This is a genomic window from Pseudomonas marincola (genome assembly GCF_900682675.2).
Taxonomy (GTDB): Bacteria; Pseudomonadota; Gammaproteobacteria; order Pseudomonadales; family Pseudomonadaceae; genus Aquipseudomonas; species Aquipseudomonas marincola.
Window position 1 is genome coordinate 3,985,045 of sequence record NZ_LR215729.2, and the last position, 20,181, is coordinate 4,005,225.

The window sequence follows — 20,181 nt, forward strand, 5'->3', positions numbered from 1 at the left end:
ACGCGAGCGCCACCAGCGTGTAGGCTGCGTCGCTCGATGCATGTAGCAAGGATAGTCAGCCTGAAATTTTGCTGAATCGTTTCAGCTAAATGTGGAACATTACCCGAAAATGCTCAATTCTTGAAAGCACCTGAGTCATAATCCTGTCATCAACGTTCAGGAACAGCCCCTTGAAACTTGCCGATATCGCTCGCCTGGCCGAGGTTTCCGTCACCACTGCAAGCTACGTTATCAACGGTCAGGCCGCTAAACGGCGGATTGCCGCGGCGACCGTTGAGCGCGTTCTCGCGGTCGTTGCGCAATACGATTACCGCCCCGACCCGCAAGCCGCCGGGCTGCGCAGCGGCCAAAGTAAGTGCCTCGGTTTTATCCTCCCCGATCTGGAAAACCCCAGTTACGCGCGCATCGCCAAGCTGCTCGAACAAGGCGCCAGAGCCGCGGGCTACCAGTTACTGATTGCCAGCTCCGACGACAACGCGCAAAGCGAACGCCAGTTGATCGAACTGTTTCGCTCGCGGCGCTGCGATGCACTGATTGTTGCCAGTTGCCTGGCGCAGGATGAGCCGATTTTCGCGCAGCTGATTGAATCCGGCATGCCAGTGATCGCGGTTGACCGCGCACTGGATGCCGCCACAATTCGCTCGGTGGTCAGTGATGATCAGCACGCAGGCGCGCAACTAACGCACACCTTGCTGGCACGCAAGCCACGGCATATCGCCCTGATTGGGGGGCGCGCAGAGCTGGCCATCAGTCAGGCGCGGGAGTTGGGTTTCCGCCAGGCGGCGGCCGGCTCGGATGCGTTAGTCAGCGTGGTCAATGGCGAGCAATTCAGCCGCCCATGCGGCGAGGCGCAAATGCTCAGACTGATAAACAGCGAGCAAGGACTGCCAGACGCTATCGTCACCACCGCCTATGTTCTGCTCGAAGGCGTGCTGGATGCGTTGCAAAGCGTGGCGCCTAGCCAGAGCCAAGACCTGCAACTGGCGACGTTTGGGGATACCCAATTGCTCGACTTCTTGCCGTGGCGGGTGAACACCATTGCTCAGCAGCACCAGCAGATTGCCGAAAAAGTGCTGTATTGGGCGCTGCAGGCGATAGAACAGAATCACTATTCGCCTGGCATTGAGGCTATTGCGCGAACCCTCAAGGTTCGCCAATAGCCTCATCTGCACTGCGCTTTAAACCCGGAAGGCACCGATCAGCTGCTTGAGTTGCGAGACCTGGCTGCTGAGTTCGCGGCTGGCCTGTTCGGTGTGCGCGGCCCCTTGCGCGGTGGTTTCCCCGGCGCTGTTGATCTCGACAATGTTCTGGTCGATATCATGCGCCACCGCTGTTTGCTGCTCGGCGGCGGCAGCAATTTGCTGGTTCTGATCGACGATCATGCCAACCGCCGCCAGAATATTCTCCAGCGCCTGCTGCACCTGACCGGACTCACCGACAGTGCCGTCGGCCATCTGGTGACTCACGCCCATGGTCTTGACCGCTGCGGCGACACCACTTTGCAGCCGGTCGATCATGTTTTCGATTTCAGCCGTGGACTGCTGCGTACGCTTGGCCAGGCTGCGCACCTCATCGGCAACCACAGCAAAGCCACGACCCTGCTCGCCCGCCCGCGCCGCTTCAATCGCAGCGTTAAGCGCCAGCAAGTTGGTCTGCTCGGCAATGCCTTTGATCACATCCAGCACCTGACTGATCGAAGCGCTGTCGCTGGCCAACTGGTTAATCACGCTCACCGACTGGTCAATCTCTGCTGCCAATCGCTGGATGCTGCTGACCTGCGAGCCAACCAGTTCACGGCCGCTCTCGGTCTCCATATTCACACCCTGAGCGCTGCCCACTGCGGCCGCTGCGCTGCGCGCCACTTCTTGCGCGGTAGCAGACATCTGGTTCATGGCGGTGGCGACCTGTTCAATCTGGCTACGCTGCCCGGCAACGGCCTGATTGCTCTGCGCCGACACGCTTTCGACCCGATCAGCCTGACGCTCGACCTCAACCACGGTTTCACCGACGCGCTTGATCAGCTCGCGAATCTTCGCCACTGCGCCATTGAATACCTGGCCCAACTCGGCAATTTCATCATTGCTCCAGGATTTAAAACTCACGGTCATGTCGCCGGCCGCGACCTGATCCATCGTCCGCCCCAGCGCTTTCAGGCTGCCGCGAATCGAGACATAAAACGCGCTGTAGAGGTAAACAATCAGCACCAGCACTATGCCAAGGGCAACGGCCATCAACAGCATGCGGTTAAGGCTGGCTTGCAGGCGCTCTTGCAGGCGCTGATCGAGGAACTTCAGCACCTCATCATTGAGTGCGTAAGTGCGCTGGATCAGCTCGCTGGTCTGGTCATAAAAGCTCATCCACGGTGTATCCAGCGATTCGGCAATAATCACGCTGTCTTCAAACAGGGCGACACCTTCGCTGATCGACTTTTGGCTTAATTCGGCTTGCGCCTCAAGTGCGCTGCGCACTTGCGGATTGATACTCAGCGCTTGCTGGATATCGACAGAATAAGCGCCTTCCAGCGTCTCCATCGACTCGAGCAAATTCGAGAACGAAGTGGTGTCGACCGAGTTGAGCAAGCCGAGTATCAACGCAGAAGAACCCAATGAACGGCCCTGCGCCAACTCGGCCGTAACAGCCGGCATGCTGGTGGTCAGCAGTTCGGTGAGTTGAAGCACGGCGCGTTCACGATCCTGACTCAAGCCCGCCTGACTGGTCATCAGTTTGATGAGAACGCCGGTCTTGGCCAACACAGCCTGGCTCAGATCGACTTTGCTGCGCAGCGATGGCTCGGCGTCCACCGCTTGCAGGCTGGCCTGCAGAGCATCGCGCTGGGCAACAAACTCTTGCTGCTGCTCGGGCTCAGTGACGAAAGGTTGCAGGCTGACAAGCTGCGCATCAATCGTCTGGCGCGTGCTGCTGATGCGCTGCGCCAGCTCATTGTTGGTTGCACGGGAACGCAGCTCGGCATCCACCCGCAACAGATCGCTGTAGCTTTCGAGATTTTGCCGCAACTGCAACGCAGTGTTGAGCACCTCGATACTGCTACGGGCAATGCGGGTCGCCTGATACTGGTTATACACATCCCGCATCAGGTAGTAATTGGTCACCAGCATGGGCAGAAAAAACAGAATGCTGATTAAACCAAACTTCATACCGAAGCTCAGGCGGTTCATCAGGGCGATGGCCGGATACAACACGGTCTTCACAAGCGCTCTCCACTTTCTAATTATTGTGTTTAGCCTGAACAGGCCTGCCCAACAGACGACGAAGCAGGGTTCGGTATAACGTATATCGGCAGGAGGGCTGGTAACTTAAGGCAGGCAACGCGTACTCGGGCGGGCAGCATGCAGGTGCTGAAAGTAGCGCGGTAGAGCGCGGCGACCGGCTTCAGTGCTGGCCGCCGCTGAACACATCAGAAAAATAGCGTGAAAATCGCAAACACCGCGTACCAGAGTACGGCAGCGCGAACCAGTAATTGCCAAAGCTCGTAGAGCGTTTCAACGCCCTCTTCGCCCAGCACTGGCGCAGGCGTGGCACAGGCAGAACGGGCTACATGGCCGAGCAATATTGAGGCATGAATATCCCAGCTCAACAGCTCATGCAGCAGCGCCCGACTCACGCCTACAAAATTGCCAACCAGCCCTAAACTCAGGGCCAAGGCCCGCGCTGGCAACCAGTCCACAGCCTGGCGCAACTGTTCGGCGCGCGCCTGCAAAAGCGGCTGTTCGGCATGTTCAGCCAACAGCGCAATCAGGCGATACGCCAATGCGGCCATCGGCCCGAGCAGCGCATACCAGAAGATCACCGCAAAGAAACTCTGAAAACCCTGCCAGATCAGATAGTTCTGCACGCTGTTAAGCAAGCTGTCTTGCGCACTGGCATCAATCCCCAGATCGCGCTGCGCAACCAGATAAGCCGCCTCGCTGTCCCCACGCCGCCAGTTATCCCGGAACGGCCCGAGCGCCGCCTGCAAATCCCCACGCCCCAGGCTGTAAATGAGCACCAACAGGTGCAGCGGCAGCAATAACCAGCCGTAAAACACGGCCTGCAAATAGCTCATTGCAACCCCAAGCACGGCCACCGGCAGCACCACCAGCAGAGCAATCGCCAGCCATGCGTTAGCCGCGGAGTCTGGCTTTTGTTGCACCTTGCGCAGCCAGCCGAGCCACAAACCGTCCTGTTGCACGGCACTGCGCCACGCCGAAAACTTCTCGACCCAGACAGCCAACAACAACACCAAAAAACTCATGAATCCTCCTCACTCATCGCCAGTGCTGCACGCAAGCGCGACCAGTCAAACGCCGGCCCCGGATCAGTCTTGCGGCCCGGCGCAATGTCACTGTGGCCGCAAATACGCTCTGGGGTAATCGCCGGATACTCACGCTGCAACTGGCGCGTCAGCGCGATCAGGCTATGGTACTGCGCATCTGTGAAGGGCAGATCATCGGTGCCTTCAAGCTCGATGCCCAGCGAGAAATCATTACAATTTTCGCGATCGATAAAACACGAAACGCCGGCATGCCAGGCGCGCGCGTTACAGGAGACAAATTGGGTGACGGCGCCATCGCGCTCGATCAAAAAGTGCGCAGATACCGTCATGCTGGCGATGTCCGCGAAGTACGGATGCTCATCCGCCTGCAGTCGATTCTGAAAAAACTCCTGCACCTTGCCCGTACCAAACTGGCCCGGCGGCAGGCTGATGTTATGGATAATCAATAAAGAAACTTCACCAAGCGGGCGCTCGTTGAAGTTGTCCGAGGGGCAATGCGCGATACCGGCGCACCAGCCACTGCTGGGGTCAAGCTGCATAGTGGGCTCCTGAGCAGACCATGGCACCCGCGCCAGTTTTACTGACATTGGGCAATCTGCGTGATGGGCCTACTCTAGAGCAGCGCAGCGCAAAGCAAAAGCCAAACAGGCGACGGTGAGTGATCAGTGCCGGGGCTGGGGTTATTGTGTGGCGGATGAGGTAAACATCGCGACGGTTTGGTTAATCTCGGCGGGCATTGCTAAGACCGATCAGAGATTGTCGGCGGGAATCACGATGATGGATGAGTAATCTTGTGCGTAATCGCAATGAGGGATAAATAGTCTTCGCGGAAAACGTCACGACGGATAAGTAACCTCGCGGAGATCGCAATGACGGATTGCGGCGGGAGCGCCGCTATCCATCCTCCGCGTCATTCGCATTTTTCGCATACGAACGTATGTGAGCCTGTCTGGCCGGGTTTGCTTGCTTTAGGAGACGTCTTTCAGGCGGCGCAGGTTGCCGATTACTGACTCAAGCGCACGGTCGAATAACAGGGCGTCATCGAGCATGCGAATCGACTGACGGCGATATTCAACCGCCAGCCCCATGCGGGTCTTTTCCAGCACTTTCATGCCGGTGCGGTTGACGAAGATGTACTTGCCGGTCGGCTTGATCATCGCGGCCAGTTTGCAGCGAACCTTGTGTTCGTCATCTTCAACCAGCTCAAACCAACTGCCTACACGCAAGGAATCCACCCACAGAAGGCTTTCATCGTCGTCTGGCAAGCTGGGCGGCGGCACTTCGCTGATCGGCTCATCGGGCGCCGACAAGACGATTTCTTCGACGACCTCAACCATCTCGACCGCTTCAAGAATCGGCGCAGGCTCAGGCTCCACTTGCGGCGCGGCTTCAAGCACTGGCGCGGGTTCGGCTTGCGTCTGCTCAGCCTCAGCTTCAACCGGGGCGGGCTCATCAGGTGGCGGCACTTCGAGCAACGCAATACCGGTATCGGTGGTGGCCCGCTCAAAAGCAATCACCTGTGCTGGCGCGGCCCGCTCTACGGTTTTCTCTGCCCGGCGAATGCTTTGAATATGCAGGGCTTCAAGCTGAATCAGTAACTCGCCACTGGAGAACGGATCGACTCCGGAGTCGGCCAAGCCTTCACGAATGGCTTTCACCAGCGTCGGAATCATTTTAATCAACCGCGCTTGCGTGCCCGCTTCGGTGTGCGGTTGCACGCTCCAGATCAAGTCATCCATCAGCGTCAGCGCGCCTTGCCATTCAGCAGACTCGGTGCCACTGCGCAGGCAAATCAGTTGCAATTGCTTGCTCCAGGCTTCCTGCAATAAACGCACGACAACCTGCGGCAGCGTTTTGCCCAGCAGCCGCTGGTTCAGCACTTCTTCAACCTGACCGCGGGCAACCTCAACGCGCGCAGCGCCCTCTTCGGCGTCACGCATGCGCTGTTCAAGCCGCTCGCTGCGGCGACGTTCATGGTCACTGAAGGCGATGAAGTCTTCGAGCAGCTCGGCAAAAATCTGCGGATCATCAACAAATTCGTTCAGCAGTCGCTGCACAACTTGTTCGATTTTCTTGTACAGGCTGTCACGGCGGGCGTTGTCATGCTCCACCCAACCCAGCGCCGCCGATGCAATTTCATTGAGCAAGCGCCGCGCCGGATGACTCCCACGGCTGAAGAACGTCTTGTCCAGCACCGCGACCTTGAGCATCGGAATTTGTAGGCGCGCGATCAACGCCTTGAGCGACCCCGGCAAGGTACGGTCATCGAGAATAAATTCGAAGAGCATCGACACCAGGTTGATTACATCCTCATCAACCTCACCCACCACGCGGTTCTTGCCGCTTTTCTGGCTGGCGCGGCTGAGCAAGGTATCGAGTTGCCCGCGCAGGTCGACACCCTGCTCAGCCGAGTCGGGCTGACGCTGCTGCATATAAGAGAGCAGGCGCAATAAATCATTGGAGCTGATCGGCTGCGCATCTGTTTGCGCCGCTCGGGCGACCGGCTGCACAGCCCGGACCTGCGACAGAAGCCCCTGCAATACGCTGAATACTTCCTGCACATTCTCGCCCGCAAAGCCGGAACTGACGCCCTCGGCTTGTTCACCGTCACCGGACAATGCAGAAGTACTTGATGCAGATGAGGCGCGCACCGGCTTGCGTTGCGGCTGCACCGATTTCAGTTCGGGCAGCACGCCAGCGGCGATCAATTGGCGATTGGCCTCTGCATAGAGTTGGTCGATATCCGCCAGTACATAGCGCTCGAACAACTTGAGGATAATCAGTTTGACGCGAATCTCGACACCAAGGATCGCGCTAGCCGCAACAAAGCCTTCACACAGCGCGTAAGGGCCCATCGGGTTGGTGCGGTTATCAATTTTTTTACTGACCATCGCATTAATGCGCGTGGTTAAGTGACTCAGCGCCGGGCCGCCGCGATTGGTCACTTTGGCGACCATCACATCTATCGCAACTGACTGCTCAAGCTCGTCGTTTTGAACCAGTGACAGGCTGTCGTAGTTGACCGAATCAATCTCGGGCATCTTTACCGGCGTCAGCTGATTGAGGCCAGCAAAGGAGTCGTGCATGGACTGCAGCAGCGCACGCTCGATGTTTTTGCGCTTCAAGCGTAAGTCGCGCATGGCCTCGAAAAAGGCTTGCTGCTCGGTGTCGCTTGAGGCGCGGTCAGCAATAGCGAACAGCGAGTCGTCGGCGTTATCGAACAGTTCTTGCAATGCCTGACGCACATGCAGCACAGCTTGCTCCCGCACCTCAATAAGGGCGTTAGGAAGGCGTGTTTGCGGTACATCTTGGGATGGCTCGGGTTGCTGTTTTTTCAGCGTAACCACGTTGGCATCGCTCGTCATTGCGGGTCTCCTGCAAGCCCAACAGTCCTAAAAGCTGCTGTCCTTGCAACCTCATCTACACGCTAATCGGGCAAAAAGCCAAAAGCGTGACGTCAATATTCGATCAGTATTTATACACTATAACGATCATTTACGGATTAGCCATATGCCGCTTAATCACAGTTATGACCCAGATCACACATGGGAAAAACTGCTTATTAGGTGGCCTTTTGCCACACAAACACACTTGCGAACGCACAACTGCTGCATGGACAAGCACCAACCCCTATAATCGCCGCACTCAGACTCAGGAGCCGACCATGCCCAACCTCACACTTGCTGACCTCACCACCGAAATCGAGGCCAACGTACGTCGCGCACTGTCTGAGGACGTCGGCAGCGGCGATATCACAGCTCAACTTATCCCAGCAGAACGCTTGGCCCACGCCACCGTTATCAGCCGTGACGACGCCATCATCTGCGGCACTGCCTGGGTCGATGCGGTTTTTCGTCAACTTGACGACCGCGTGGCCGTGCACTGGCAAGTCGCAGACGGTGATCGCGTCAGCCCCAATCAAGCCCTGTTCCACCTGGAAGGCCCAGCGCGCGCATTGCTTACCGGCGAGCGCAGCGCGCTGAACTTCCTGCAAACCCTGTCAGCAGTTGCCACCCACTGCCAACACTACGCCGACATCGTGCAAGGCACTGGGATCAAGATTCTCGACACCCGCAAAACCCTGCCCGGCCTGCGCCTTGCGCAAAAATACGCCGTAACCTGTGGCGGCTGCCATAACCACCGTATCGGCCTGTTCGACGCTTTCTTGATCAAAGAAAACCACATCGCCGCCTGCGGCAGCATCGACGCCGCCGTAAAAGCCGCGCACCAGATCGCCCCGGGCAAACCAGTAGAAGTTGAAGTAGAAAGCCTGAACGAATTGCGCGAAGCCCTCGCCGCCGGCGCCGACATCGTCATGCTCGACGAGCTGTCACTCGATGACATGCGCGAAGCGGTGAAGATCAATCAAGGCAAGGCAAAACTGGAAGCGTCTGGCGGTGTAAATGAAAGCACATTGCGCGCTATCGCCGAGACTGGGGTTGATTATGTTTCGATTGGTACGCTGACTAAGGATGTGAAAGCGGTGGATTTGTCGATGAGGTTGAGTTTGTGAGGGTAAGAAATCAACCTCATAAACTCAAGAAGCAAACGCCCCACTGAAGGGGCGATTACCAACGCCGAGCAAGTGCATACACCTGACTTACTCGCTAGCAGTACTCTCGCAAGTTTTAGGCAAGTATTTTGCTGGCATGTCACCAGATGCGCACTTGAATTCGAAAGACGTAGGATCGGAACTTAGAAGAGGCGGAGTCAACGTGATCGTCTTACCCGCAACGCCTGCAGCAGCTACACCGGCGGCTTTCATTGTTATAGAAATGACGCCCGACGTTGCTGCCACTGTTGCATCTGCATACTTACCTGAAACACCAAGGTCAGTTATTGAAGGCGTGGTCGAACCAGTTGGATAAGCCCCGTTTGTCTGGGCGTATTCCGAGAGAGTAGTTTTTTGACCGGCAGTCATGACAAACGCCTCAGAAACCTGAGCTCGAGCCGTGTAGTCCTGATACGCAGGCAATGCAATTGCGGCCAAAATACCAATGATCGCAACTACGATCATCAGCTCGATTAACGTAAAACCTTTTTGAGTGTTCATAGATTCCCTTCTGTTCAATGGTTGAGCCTCATGCCCACCTAACATTCAGCACATTGCATGCCAGCCACACATCAGGCCGGAATTGCTGGCAATAACGCGGCAAAGCACCGATTTCAAGCCCTGCAACGAGTCGCTATGTGACATAAATCGTCACCTTTAACTCCCCCAAAACGACCGAAGTTACCTGCAACTCAATCTGACCTGAACTGAGCAGAGGCTCGCCAAAGCCCAGACAAAGCAACGCCCCGCATATAGCGAGGCGTTGGCTTCTGACATTTGCAGCGAGTAACTATCTGTGAGGCCTGCAGGAATAGCTTAAATAGCAGCGCCTCTGTTAACAGAAACCCCAGCGATCAATTACTGACCAGCGCAAGTCTTTGGAAGATACTTCTGATCCATGTTTGCAGAGGTGCAAGCAAACTCAAAAGAAGTTGGATCGTTCGCCAGAACTGGTGGGGTCAGTGTAATAGTTTTACCTGCAACACCGGCAGCAGCGATACCCGCAGCCTTCATGGTGATGGTGATTACGCCACTATCAGCAGTTACAGCAGAATCGGCGTACTCGCCAGAAACGGCCAAGTCACCAACTGAAGGGGTAGTGGCTGCGCCAGGGTAAGCGCCATTAGTTTGAGCGTACTCAGAAATGGTGGTTTTCTGACCTGCAGACATTACGAACGCCTCAGAAACCTGAGCGCGTGCAGTGTAGTCCTGGTAAGCAGGCAGGGCGATTGCAGCCAAAATACCGATGATCGCAACTACGATCATCAACTCGATCAGGGTAAAACCTTTTTGAGCCTTCATAAAATCTCTCCTAATAATAGATAGGTCCAACGACCTGAAAACACAAAAGCACATAGCATGCCAACCTACCAAAAGTCTTGAGGCGGGCAAATATCAAAGAAACCCTGCATTTAAAGTTTTACTTCAAGGCATTTAGTGACGCATTTCGTCACTTACTTCGTTGAGGTTTGGCACGCCATGCGAACTGCGCTATAACGCAGACATAGTTATGGAGCCTGTAATGAACGATCGCGTATCCCTCACCGGACTGGCCAAGCAAATGGTCATTGCCGAGTTGCTTGATGAAAAAGCCGCCCTCAATGCCCAGCAACAGGCCCAGCGCAACAAGCTTTCTCTTGTTACCTATGTCGTTCAAAGCAAACTGGTAAAAAGCAAGGACATGGCCGAACTGGCTATGGAGCAATTCGGCGTTGCCTTTGTCGACCTCAACAGCATCGATAAAGAAGCTCTCCCCAAAGATTTGATCAGCGAAAAACTGGCGCGCCAGCACCGCGCCCTGCCTCTATGGCGGCGCGGCAACAAGCTGTTTATCGCCGTATCCGATCCTTCCAACCACCAAGCCGTGACCGATGTTCAATTCAGCACCGGACTGAATACCGAAGCGATCTTGGTTGAGGATGACAAGCTCGGCCACGCTCTCGACAAATTTTTCGAGTCGGCTACCGGCGGCCTCGATGACATGGCTGATATTGACTTTGATGATGTCGATACGGCCGCTGTAGATGATGAAAACCAGGTTGTTGACGGTTCCGCTCAGGATGATGACGCCCCCGTGGTGCGCTTCGTCAATAAGATGCTGCTAGACGCAATTCGCGGCGGCTCATCCGACTTGCACTTTGAACCCTACGAGAAAATTTACCGTGTGCGTTTGCGCACCGACGGTATTTTGCATGAAGTGGCCCGCCCACCGATTCAGCTGGCGCCACGCATTTCTGCGCGCCTCAAGGTAATGGCTGCATTGGATATTTCCGAGCGCCGCAAGCCGCAAGACGGGCGCATTAAAATGCGCATATCGAAAAGTAAATCCATCGACTTCCGGGTAAACACCCTGCCAACGCTGTGGGGCGAGAAGATCGTAATGCGTATTCTCGACCCAACGAGTGCACAGATGGGCATTGATGCGCTGGGTTATGAAGAAGACCAGAAAGCCCTGTACCTCGAAGCCCTCAAACAGCCGCAAGGGATGATCCTAGTTACAGGCCCTACCGGTTCAGGTAAAACTGTTTCGCTGTATACCGGCCTGAACATCCTCAACACCCCGGATGTGAACATTTCCACGGCGGAAGACCCGGTCGAGATCAACCTCGAAGGCATCAATCAGGTCAACGTCAACCCGAAACAGGGCATGGACTTTACCCAAGCGTTGCGCGCCTTCTTGCGCCAAGACCCGGATATCATCATGGTCGGTGAGATTCGCGACCTGGACACGGCGTCCATTGCGATCAAGGCTGCGCAAACCGGCCACATGGTGATGTCGACTCTGCACACCAACAGCGCGGCTGAAACCCTGACCCGTATGCGCAACATGGGCGTAGCCTCATTCAACATTGCCACCTCGGTGAACCTGATTATTGCCCAGCGCCTGGCCCGTAAACTCTGCCAAACCTGCAAGAAGGCGGTAGACGTACCGCGCGAGGCGTTGCTGGAAGAGGGCTTCCCGGCCGACAAGATCGGCAGTTTCAAGATTTACAGCCCGGTTGGCTGCGAAAATTGCAACGGTGGCTACAAAGGCCGTGTCGGAATATATGAAGTGGTTAAAAACACGACGGCCCTGCAGCGGATTATCATGGAGGAAGGCAACTCCATCGAGATTTCAGCGCAGATGCGCAAAGACGGTTTTAATGACCTACGCACCTCGGCATTGGTGAAAGCCATGCAAGGCGTCACCAGCCTCGAGGAAGTCAACCGGGTGACCAAGGATTAACCATGGCGGAAAAAGCGCTTAAAACCAGTGTATTCACCTGGGAAGGTAAAGATAAAAAAGGCAGCAGGGTCAAGGGCGAGCTCAAAGGCACCAACCCGGCGCTGGTCAAAGCGCAACTGCGCAAGCAAGGCATCAATCCGACCAAGGTACGCAAGAAGTCGGTTTCGATTTTTAGCGCTGGCAAAAAAATTAAACCCATGGATATCGCTCTGTTCACCCGGCAGATGGCGACCATGATGAAAGCCGGTGTGCCACTGCTTCAATCATTCGATATCATCGGCGAGGGTTTGGATAACCCTAATATGCGCAAGCTAGTCGACGAAGTGAAACAGGACGTAGCGGCAGGTAATAGCTTTGCAGCATCTCTGCGTAAAAGACCCGACTATTTTGATGACTTGTACTGCAACCTTGTAGACTCTGGCGAACAGTCGGGGGCCTTGGAAACACTGCTAGACCGTGTGGCTACCTACAAGGAAAAAACTGAAGCTCTAAAAGCCAAAATCAAAAAGGCCATGAACTACCCGATTGCGGTTATTGTTGTGGCACTTATTGTTTCGGCGATTTTGCTAATTAAAGTTGTACCCCAGTTCCAATCGGTGTTCTCGAGTTTTGGCGCCGACCTTCCCACGTTTACGTTGATGGTGGTTGCCCTATCCGAAGTAGTGCAAAAATGGTGGCTCGCCATGTTGGCAGGCCTTTTTGCAATCATTTTTGCCATCAAAAACCTGCACAAACACTCAGAGAAATTTCGCGACTGGATTGATCGCACAGCGCTTAAAATGCCGATCGTTGGCGATATCATCTATAAATCCGCCATAGCACGTTTTGCCCGCACGCTGGCAACTACATTCGCAGCAGGTGTACCACTGGTTGATGCCCTGGACTCCGTAGCTGGCGCAACAGGCAACATCGTATTCAAGAACGCCACCAACAAGATCAAAGCGGACGTTTCATCAGGCATGCAGCTCAACTTTTCCATGCGCTCAACGGATGTATTTCCGAGCATGGCAATTCAAATGACCGCTATCGGCGAAGAGTCTGGCTCGCTTGATGAAATGCTCGACAAGGTAGCTAGCTACTACGAAGAAGAAGTAGATAATGCCGTTGATGGCCTGACCTCACTGATGGAGCCGCTGATCATGTCGGTTCTGGGCGTTCTGATTGGCGGCCTTGTTATCGCCATGTACCTGCCGATCTTCCAACTGGGTCAAGTCGTCTAACTCATGCCAATAATCGATTTTATGGCCAGCAATTTGCTGGCCTTTTCTTTGTGTATTTTGCTGCTTGGCTTGTTGGTTGGCAGCTTCATTAACGTGGTGGTTTACCGGCTGCCGATCATGATGCAGCGCGACTGGCAGATGCAGGCACGCGAGGCGCTGGAACTACCCGAGCAGCCGAAAGGCAAAACCTTCAACCTGATTCTTCCGAACTCGACCTGCACCTCTTGCGCGCACGAAATTCGCCCCTGGGAAAATATTCCCATCGTGAGTTATCTGTTTCTTCGCGGCAAATGCTCAAGCTGCAAAGCCCCCATCAGCAAGCGCTATCCGCTGGCGGAGCTAGCTTGCGGCCTGCTTTCAGCATTCATTGCCTGGCATTTTGGTTTTGGCTGGCAAGCAGCCGCCATGCTCGTATTGAGCTGGGGCTTGCTGGCAATGAGCCTGATTGATGTAGACCACCAGCTACTGCCGGATGCACTGGTATTGCCGCTGCTGTGGCTCGGTTTGATTGTGAATAGCTTCGGCTTGTTCACCAACCTGGACTCTGCACTATGGGGTGCGGTCGCGGGGTATTTGAGCCTCTGGTCGGTGTATTGGCTGTTCAAGCTGATCACGGGCAAGGAAGGCATGGGCTACGGCGACTTCAAGTTGCTGGCCATGCTCGGTGCGTGGGGTGGCTGGCAGATATTGCCGCTGACAATATTGCTCTCGTCATTGGTAGGCGCGGTGCTGGGTTTGATCATGCTGCGCCTGCAAAACAGCGAAACCAGCACACCAATTCCGTTCGGCCCCTATTTGGCAATCGCCGGCTGGATCGCGCTGATCTGGGGCGATCAAATCACCTCGACCTACCTGCACTTCGCCGGCTTCGGCGCATAAAGCAAAGCAATACATCAAAGGGTCGCGCATGACCTGTCGGGTGGATGAACCAAGCGTCATCCACCCTGCTTCACCGCTCGCTAACACCCAATACGTGGCGAGCAGGCGAAGTCCCTCTGACAATTCCAGCACCTTCCAATTTCCCTATTTATCCACTCAGTAACCCGCAAGCAACGTTACGCCTCGCCATTTTGGCCAGGCCTGCCACTGACCTGCGGGTTCGCCAATAGCCGAGGGCTGCTTTACAATCGGGGCTGGTTATCTGTTTGAGCTGCGAGCGCATGAAACCCTGGATACTTGGCCTTACGGGCGGCATTGGTAGCGGCAAGAGCGCAGTGGCGCAGTGCTTCATTGAGCACGGCGTGCATTTGATTGATGCCGACCATGCTGCGCGCTGGGTGGTTGAGCCGGGACGCCCGGCACTGGCTAAAATTGTTGAGCATTTTGGCGCTGGTGTTTTACAGGCAGATGGCCAACTCAACCGCGCCGCATTGCGTGAGCTGATCTTCAAGGACGCCCAGCAACGGCGCTGGCTCGAAGCCTTGCTGCACCCGCTGATCGGCCAGGAGATTGTGGAGTATCTGGCCAAAGCCGAGTCGCCCTACGCGATTCTTGTCTCGCCGCTTTTGGTCGAGTCCGGCCAAAGCAAACTAACTCAGCGCATTCTGGTTGTTGATGCCAGCGAGAACTTGCAGATTGAGCGCACCATGCAGCGCGATCAAAGCTCGGCCGCACAAGTGCAGGCCATTCTCGATGCGCAGGCCAGCCGCGAGGCACGTCTGAAATACGCCGATGACGTATTGGTGAATGACCGCGATTTGGCGTGGCTGCGTGATGAAGTCGCACGCCTGCATAATTTTTATTTGACCCTTAAAGGAGGCCAGCCATGAGCAGCCCAACTCTCGTCGCATGCCCAACCTGCGAAGCTCCCGTTGAATGGGGCCCACAAAGCCCAAGCCGGCCGTTCTGTTCAGAGCGCTGCAAACTGATCGACCTCGGCGCCTGGGCATCTGAACAGCACGCCATCCCCGGCAACGAGCTGGAAGACGACCTGTTCTCCGAAAACCTGACCCCAACACCCCGCCAACACTAAGCCAAGCCCCCAAAAAGCACCCCAAGCTCTTTTGTAGAAATCTCCCGTGGAGGATGGATCAACCGCAGGTTAATCCGTCATTGCGATATCTTGGTCGTGCGCGGTTTGGCGTTTGATTCGCGTGTAGGTAGGCGACTTTGGGCGACGGGGTCGCCTTGACGGATTGCCTCCTTACGGGGCTATCCATTCTCCATATTTCGGTTTTGTCGAAATCTTCCGTGGAGGATGGATCAACCGCAGGTTAATCCGTCATTGCGGTGTCTTGGTCGTGCGCGGCTTGGCTTTTGGTTTGCGTGTGGATCGGCGACTTTGGGCGACGGTGTCGCCTTGACGGATTGCCTCCTTGCGGGGCGATCCATCCTCCGTCTTCTGGTTTTGTTGCAAACTCCTGCGGAGGATGGATCAACCGCAGGTTAATCCGTCATTGCGGTGTCTTGGTCTTGCGCGGTCTGGTTTTTGATTCGCGTGTTGATTGGCGTATTTGGGCAACGGGGTCGCCTTGACGGATTGCCTCCTTGCGGGGCTATCCATCCTCCATCTTTCGGTTTTGTCGAAATCTTCCGTGGGGGATGGATCAACCGCAGGCTGATCCGTCATTGCGATATCTTGGTCGTGCGCGGTTTGGATTTTGGTTTGCGTGTGGATCGAGGTATTTGGGCGACGCGGTCGCCATGACGGATTGCCTCCTTGCGGGGCTATCCATCCTCCATCTTTCGGTTTTGTCGAAATCTTCCGTGGAGGATGGATCAACCGTAGGCTGATCCGTCATTGCGATGTCTTGGTCGTTCGCGGTCTGGCTTTTGGTTTGCGTGTGGGCGTGGGATTTGGGCGACGGGAGCGTAGTAGCTTTCAGTGCACCCAACTCAAGGTTCGTTCCAGGGGGCCGAGAGATATCGGCTTCGGTTGAAGGTTTCCAGCCAATCGGGGTAGAACACCACCAGCCCCGTCACCAACATGCCGTTAATAAAGGCCTCGGGGAATATCACCAGCCACAGGTAGCCGATAAAGTCTTCAAGCCAAGGCGGCATTGGGAACAGGCCATCCACCCACAGCACGCCAAGCCCGAGCAGAATGCTCAGCAGCGTACCCAAAGCCGCGGGAAAGAAACCGCAGAAGAAGATGTAAACGAACAGGTTTTTCGGCTGCGCCCGCTCTACGCGCAGCGCGCAGAGTTCGGTAACGAGCACGGGCACCAACACCAACAACAGGCCATTCATGCCCTGCGCCGGTAAGTCCTGCCGCCCTAATGCCAGCATGCCCAATTGCGCCGCAAAGCCAACCAGCATTGCCAGCGGCCAATCCAGCAGCAAGGTCACAACGGTCATGCCTAAAAAGTGATACGACAGGCCTGAGTCGAAATCTCTGCGCACCAGCCACAGTAAAAAAACCGCAAACGCGGTACCGAACAACAAGTGCTGGCGGCGCGTGTCACTGATCAGCTGCAACCAGGGCGCTCGCCAGATCGCCCACAGTAACGCGGGCGCATAAATCACCCAGCCGGTTACCTGGCTCGTCGTTGAAAGCAGCTCTGCAGCAATCATCACCCACTCCACCCAACCCAACTCTACTGGCAGTCTACTCCCGACGGTAAAATCCCGACAGTTGCTACTGTTTGCCGATACAGCCACTCGACGCGCCCGGTGCAAGAACTTAAGCTGCTGTCATGGACGATGCAGAGTACTTACGCCTGCTCACGCAACAAGCCGAGCAAGCCAGCGACTTTTTATCCAACTCACGCAAATGGGAACGTGAAGTCTGGGTGTGCCAGCGGTTATTACAGGCCTTGAATATTCGCTACCGGCAAGATGAATTCAGCCCGCCCGATCACGAGCCGCCCGACGCCTTATTTCGCGATGCCAATTTTGAGGTGTTTTTTGTGCTTGATGAAGGCCGCCGCCTGAATGACGAATGGCGCGCGGAGCTGGAGCGTCGACGCACAGCGTTCTCGCTGAGCCAACTGGTCCGGCGTGAGGCCAAACCCCGGCGCATACCGGCCGCCGAGCTTGTTGCCAGGCTTGCGCCGACGTTGCGCAAGAAATCGCATAATTACAAAGAACGCGGGCTGGACCCGGGCGAGCTGGACTTGCTGGCATTCGTCAGCCTTAAACGCGCAGTGCCGGATTTCAACAGTCATTTCCCACCGCCCACCGAATACCTGCGCCAAGGCTGGCGTTCGCTGTCTTTGGTAGGCCCAACGTTTGCCCGGGTGTTATTCGCCCACTCCGATGCCCCAGACTTTCTGCGCAGCAACTGTGGTCGCACAGTATTGTTTGATGCAGGCGTCGGCCTGTGAGCGCATGCTGAGAATGCCGCCCTGTAAAACACTAGATCCCTTTGTTCTGCGCTACGCTGGAGTGCAATGAGCCCTTTACAAGAATTACTCGCGGCTGTGCCGCAACAAGGCCGTGTGCGCTGGATTGGCGTGCGCCCAGCCTCGCGCGCACCGATGATTGAGCTGGACGCAGTAGAAGCCAGGCTTGATGCCGGCCTTACCGGCGACCACAGCCGTGCCAGCGCCCGCAATGCACGCCAGGTAACTTTTATTCAGTGGGAACATCTGCCTGTGGTGAGCGCCCTGCTTGATCGCGCGCTAGACAACCCGATTCGCCCGCACGATTTGCGCCGCAACATAGCCATTAGCGGTATCAATCTGTTCAGCCTCAAAGGCCGGCGCTTTCGTATTGGCTCGGCAATTTTCGAAACCACCGGCTGGTGTCAGCCCTGCGCGCGCCTTGAGCAGAACCTCGGGCTCGGGACCTTTCAAGCCATGCGCGGGCACGGCGGCATTACCGCTCGCGTGCTGCAAGGCGGGGTTATTCGCCTGGATGCCAAACTGATCGTTGAGCCGCTATGAAGCACACAGCTAGAATACCCCTATAAGAGAAGGGCGTAGATGCACTCCGTGCTCATTCGCCCACTGCCAAGAGGTGCACATGTCGAGTAGATTGAGCCCCGAAGACCAAAAGCGTGTTGATCAATACCTCAGCGCGCCGCAGCACCAAGTTGAACGCAAGCCGTTTCGTGGCTGGCGGCTGGTACTGATTCTTGTCTCGATCACCATCGCCCTCGGCATTCTCAGCCGTCTTTTAGGTCAACTGGTGCTATGAGCTGCCTTGCGCTCGCCCACGCGATCTCTGCCTGTTTTATTCAAAACATTATGAGAACTCTAAATGACCCATCGAATAGTGATCGTTGGCGGCGGCGCCGGCGGCCTGGAGCTTGCTACCCGCCTGGGTAGAAAACTGGGCAAACGCGGCAAGGCGCAGATCACCCTCGTCGACAGCAACCTCACGCATATCTGGAAACCGCTTCTGCATGAAGTGGCAGCTGGCTCGCTCAACTCATCGGAAGATGAATTGAATTATGTCGCGCAGGCCAAATGGAACCATTTCCAGTTCCAGCTCGGCCGTATGAGCGCGCTGGACCGCGAAAGCAAAACCATCACGCTGACGGCCACGCTGGATGAAAACGGCGCGGTTCTGGTACCCCAGCGCGAACTCAGTTACGACAGCCTGGTAATTTCCGTCGGCAGCACCACCAACGACTTTGGCACCCCCGGCGCGGCTGAAAACTGCCTGTTTCTGGATACCCGCGAGCAGGCCGAGCGTTTCCATCGCCAGCTGCTCAGCCATTACCTGCGCGCGCACGCCAATCAGGACGTAACCACTGAACAGATTTGTGTGGCGATTGTTGGCGCAGGCGCAACCGGCGTTGAGCTGGCTGCCGAGCTGCACCACGCGGCGCATGAGCTATCGGCCTATGGCCTTGACCGGATTCGCCCGGAAAACATGCGCATTACCTTGATTGAAGCAGGCCCGCGCGTATTACCGGCGCTGCCCGAACGCATTGGCCAGCCGGTGCATGAAACGCTGGAAAAGCTCGGCGTGACCGTACTGACCAATTCCGCAGTCAGCGAAGTCACCGCCGATGCGCTGAAAACCAAGGACGGCAACACTATCACCGCCTCGCTTAAAGTCTGGGCGGCCGGCATTCGCGCTCCTGACTTTCTCAAGGACATTGCCGGCCTGGAAACCAACCGGATCAATCAACTGGTTGTGCGCCCTACCCTGCAAACCACGCGCGATGAAAATATTTTTGCCTTTGGCGATTGCGCCGCGTGCCCGCAACCCGGCACTGAGCCTGGTACTGTCGGCGCTAATGTGCCGCCCCGCGCCCAGGCAGCACACCAACAAGCGTCATTATTAGCCAAGAGTTTGAAGCTGCGCATTGAGGATGCAGGCCAGGCATTGCCGGAATATCGTTATCGCGATTACGGCTCGCTGATTTCGCTGGCAAGTTTTTCGGCTGTCGGCAATCTCATGGGCAATCTGACCGGCAGCGTCATGCTGGAAGGCTGGCTGGCGCGCATGTTCTACATCTCGCTGTATCGGATGCACCAGATGGCGCTATACGGCGTAACGCGCACCGCCCTGCTGATGCTCAGCGACCTGATCGGCCGCAGCACAGAGCCGCGACTCAAGCTACACTGACAGAAGAACACGGCAGGCCATGCGCTTAACGGCGTATGGCCTGCCAGTATCAAAGCCTTTTGCACGCGGATGGCGGCCTGCAACACAAATCGCAGGCATAAAAAAAGCGCCCTAAGGCGCTTTCTTTAACCGGTTGCGATAATCGTGTTATCGCTCCCTAAGATTCGACTCTTGAACAGCAAGAGCGAAAATGGTGGGTCGTGTAGGATTCGAACCTACGACCAATTGGTTAAAAGCCAACTGCTCTACCAACTGAGCTAACGACCCAAATTGGTCGGGGTAGGGGGATTCGAACTCCCGACATCCTGCTCCCAAAGCAGGCGCGCTACCGGACTGCGCTATACCCCGATATTGAAGATTTGGCTCCACGACCTGGACTCGAACCAGGGACCCAGTGATTAACAGTCACTTGCTCTACCAACTGAGCTATCGCGGAACTATCACCTTC

At 56.0% G+C, this 20,181-nt stretch carries 18 protein-coding genes and 3 tRNA genes; 11 read left to right on the top strand and 10 right to left on the bottom strand.

Annotated features, from left to right (window positions below; genetic code table 11):
* Positions 1-170: 170 nt before the first annotated feature.
* A complete protein-coding gene (gene cra / locus PMYSY11_RS18370) occupies positions 171-1,160 on the top strand; it encodes a catabolite repressor/activator (protein ID WP_150547663.1) in 990 nt (329 codons plus the stop codon).
* A gap of 18 nt (positions 1,161-1,178) precedes the next feature.
* Here cra and PMYSY11_RS22190 read toward each other — a convergent pair whose 3' ends face one another.
* From PMYSY11_RS22190 to PMYSY11_RS18390, 4 genes are all read right to left on the bottom strand, one after another.
* On the bottom strand, positions 1,179-3,209 hold the full coding sequence (locus tag PMYSY11_RS22190; RefSeq protein WP_150547664.1) for a methyl-accepting chemotaxis protein: 2,031 nt from the start codon (positions 3,207-3,209) through the stop codon (positions 1,179-1,181).
* 206 nt (positions 3,210-3,415) lie between these two features.
* On the bottom strand, positions 3,416-4,252 hold the full coding sequence (ampE, locus tag PMYSY11_RS18380) for a regulatory signaling modulator protein AmpE (RefSeq protein ID WP_150547665.1): 837 nt from the start codon (positions 4,250-4,252) through the stop codon (positions 3,416-3,418).
* A complete protein-coding gene (gene ampD, locus PMYSY11_RS18385) occupies positions 4,249-4,812 on the bottom strand; it encodes a 1,6-anhydro-N-acetylmuramyl-L-alanine amidase AmpD (protein WP_150547666.1) in 564 nt (187 codons plus the stop codon). Before ampD ends, ampE begins: the two co-directional genes overlap by 4 nt.
* Before the next feature lie 429 nt (positions 4,813-5,241).
* A complete protein-coding gene (locus PMYSY11_RS18390; protein WP_150547667.1) occupies positions 5,242-7,638 on the bottom strand; it encodes a DUF1631 domain-containing protein in 2,397 nt (798 codons plus the stop codon).
* Positions 7,639-7,937: 299 nt separating this feature from the next.
* On the opposite strand from PMYSY11_RS18390, the gene nadC reads away from it, so the two are divergent.
* Positions 7,938-8,786 (top strand): carboxylating nicotinate-nucleotide diphosphorylase, encoded by an 849-nt coding sequence (nadC, locus tag PMYSY11_RS18395; RefSeq protein ID WP_150547668.1) that lies wholly within the window; start codon positions 7,938-7,940, stop codon positions 8,784-8,786.
* An 87-nt stretch (positions 8,787-8,873) separates the two neighbouring features.
* Here the strand turns inward: nadC and PMYSY11_RS18400 are convergent, their stop codons facing one another.
* Complete coding sequence (locus PMYSY11_RS18400) at positions 8,874-9,326, bottom strand: pilin (RefSeq protein ID WP_150547669.1); 453 nt, start codon at positions 9,324-9,326, stop codon at positions 8,874-8,876.
* Positions 9,327-9,683: 357 nt separating this feature from the next.
* Positions 9,684-10,127, bottom strand: coding sequence for a pilin (locus PMYSY11_RS18405; RefSeq protein WP_150547670.1), 444 nt, complete (start codon positions 10,125-10,127; stop codon positions 9,684-9,686).
* A gap of 220 nt (positions 10,128-10,347) precedes the next feature.
* Here PMYSY11_RS18405 and pilB point away from each other — a divergent pair, with 220 nt between their 5' ends.
* The 5 genes from pilB (at position 10,348) to yacG (ending at position 15,243) form a co-directional block, all read left to right on the top strand.
* Positions 10,348-12,051: a type IV-A pilus assembly ATPase PilB gene (gene pilB / locus PMYSY11_RS18410; protein WP_150547671.1), complete on the top strand. Its 1,704-nt coding sequence runs from the start codon at positions 10,348-10,350 to the stop codon at positions 12,049-12,051.
* A gap of 2 nt (positions 12,052-12,053) precedes the next feature.
* The gene (locus PMYSY11_RS18415) at positions 12,054-13,271 is read left to right on the top strand and encodes a type II secretion system F family protein (RefSeq protein ID WP_150547672.1); all 1,218 of its coding nucleotides are present in this window, start codon (positions 12,054-12,056) and stop codon (positions 13,269-13,271) included.
* Positions 13,272-13,274: 3 nt separating this feature from the next.
* Entirely contained in the window at positions 13,275-14,150 is an 876-nt protein-coding gene (locus tag PMYSY11_RS18420; RefSeq protein WP_150547673.1) for a prepilin peptidase, read from the top strand.
* Positions 14,151-14,431: 281 nt separating this feature from the next.
* Complete coding sequence (gene coaE / locus PMYSY11_RS18425) at positions 14,432-15,040, top strand: dephospho-CoA kinase (protein ID WP_069898092.1); 609 nt, start codon at positions 14,432-14,434, stop codon at positions 15,038-15,040.
* Positions 15,037-15,243: a DNA gyrase inhibitor YacG gene (gene yacG / locus PMYSY11_RS18430; protein ID WP_069898093.1), complete on the top strand. Its 207-nt coding sequence runs from the start codon at positions 15,037-15,039 to the stop codon at positions 15,241-15,243. The genes coaE and yacG overlap by 4 nt, the downstream gene beginning before the upstream one ends.
* Before the next feature lie 863 nt (positions 15,244-16,106).
* On the opposite strand, the gene PMYSY11_RS18435 is transcribed toward yacG, so the two are convergent.
* Entirely contained in the window at positions 16,107-16,784 is a 678-nt protein-coding gene (locus tag PMYSY11_RS18435; protein ID WP_150547674.1) for an energy-coupling factor ABC transporter permease, read from the bottom strand.
* Positions 16,785-16,906: 122 nt separating this feature from the next.
* Here PMYSY11_RS18435 and PMYSY11_RS18440 point away from each other — a divergent pair, with 122 nt between their 5' ends.
* From PMYSY11_RS18440 to PMYSY11_RS18455, 4 genes are all read left to right on the top strand, one after another.
* Positions 16,907-17,536, top strand: a complete 630-nt coding sequence (locus PMYSY11_RS18440) for a DUF1780 domain-containing protein (protein ID WP_069898095.1) — start codon at positions 16,907-16,909, stop codon at positions 17,534-17,536.
* A gap of 66 nt (positions 17,537-17,602) precedes the next feature.
* Positions 17,603-18,097, top strand: coding sequence for an MOSC domain-containing protein (locus PMYSY11_RS18445; RefSeq protein WP_150547675.1), 495 nt, complete (start codon positions 17,603-17,605; stop codon positions 18,095-18,097).
* 79 nt (positions 18,098-18,176) lie between these two features.
* Positions 18,177-18,350, top strand: coding sequence for a DUF3094 family protein (locus tag PMYSY11_RS18450; RefSeq protein ID WP_069898097.1), 174 nt, complete (start codon positions 18,177-18,179; stop codon positions 18,348-18,350).
* 63 nt (positions 18,351-18,413) lie between these two features.
* Positions 18,414-19,733, top strand: a complete 1,320-nt coding sequence (locus tag PMYSY11_RS18455) for an NAD(P)/FAD-dependent oxidoreductase (protein WP_069898098.1) — start codon at positions 18,414-18,416, stop codon at positions 19,731-19,733.
* 191 nt (positions 19,734-19,924) lie between these two features.
* Here PMYSY11_RS18455 and PMYSY11_RS18460 read toward each other — a convergent pair.
* The 3 genes from PMYSY11_RS18460 to PMYSY11_RS18470 form a co-directional block, all read right to left on the bottom strand.
* Positions 19,925-20,000 (bottom strand) — tRNA-Lys (locus tag PMYSY11_RS18460).
* Between the two features lie 4 nt (positions 20,001-20,004).
* Positions 20,005-20,081 (bottom strand) — tRNA-Pro (locus PMYSY11_RS18465).
* A gap of 12 nt (positions 20,082-20,093) precedes the next feature.
* Positions 20,094-20,169 (bottom strand) — tRNA-Asn (locus tag PMYSY11_RS18470).
* Positions 20,170-20,181: the final 12 nt, after the last annotated feature.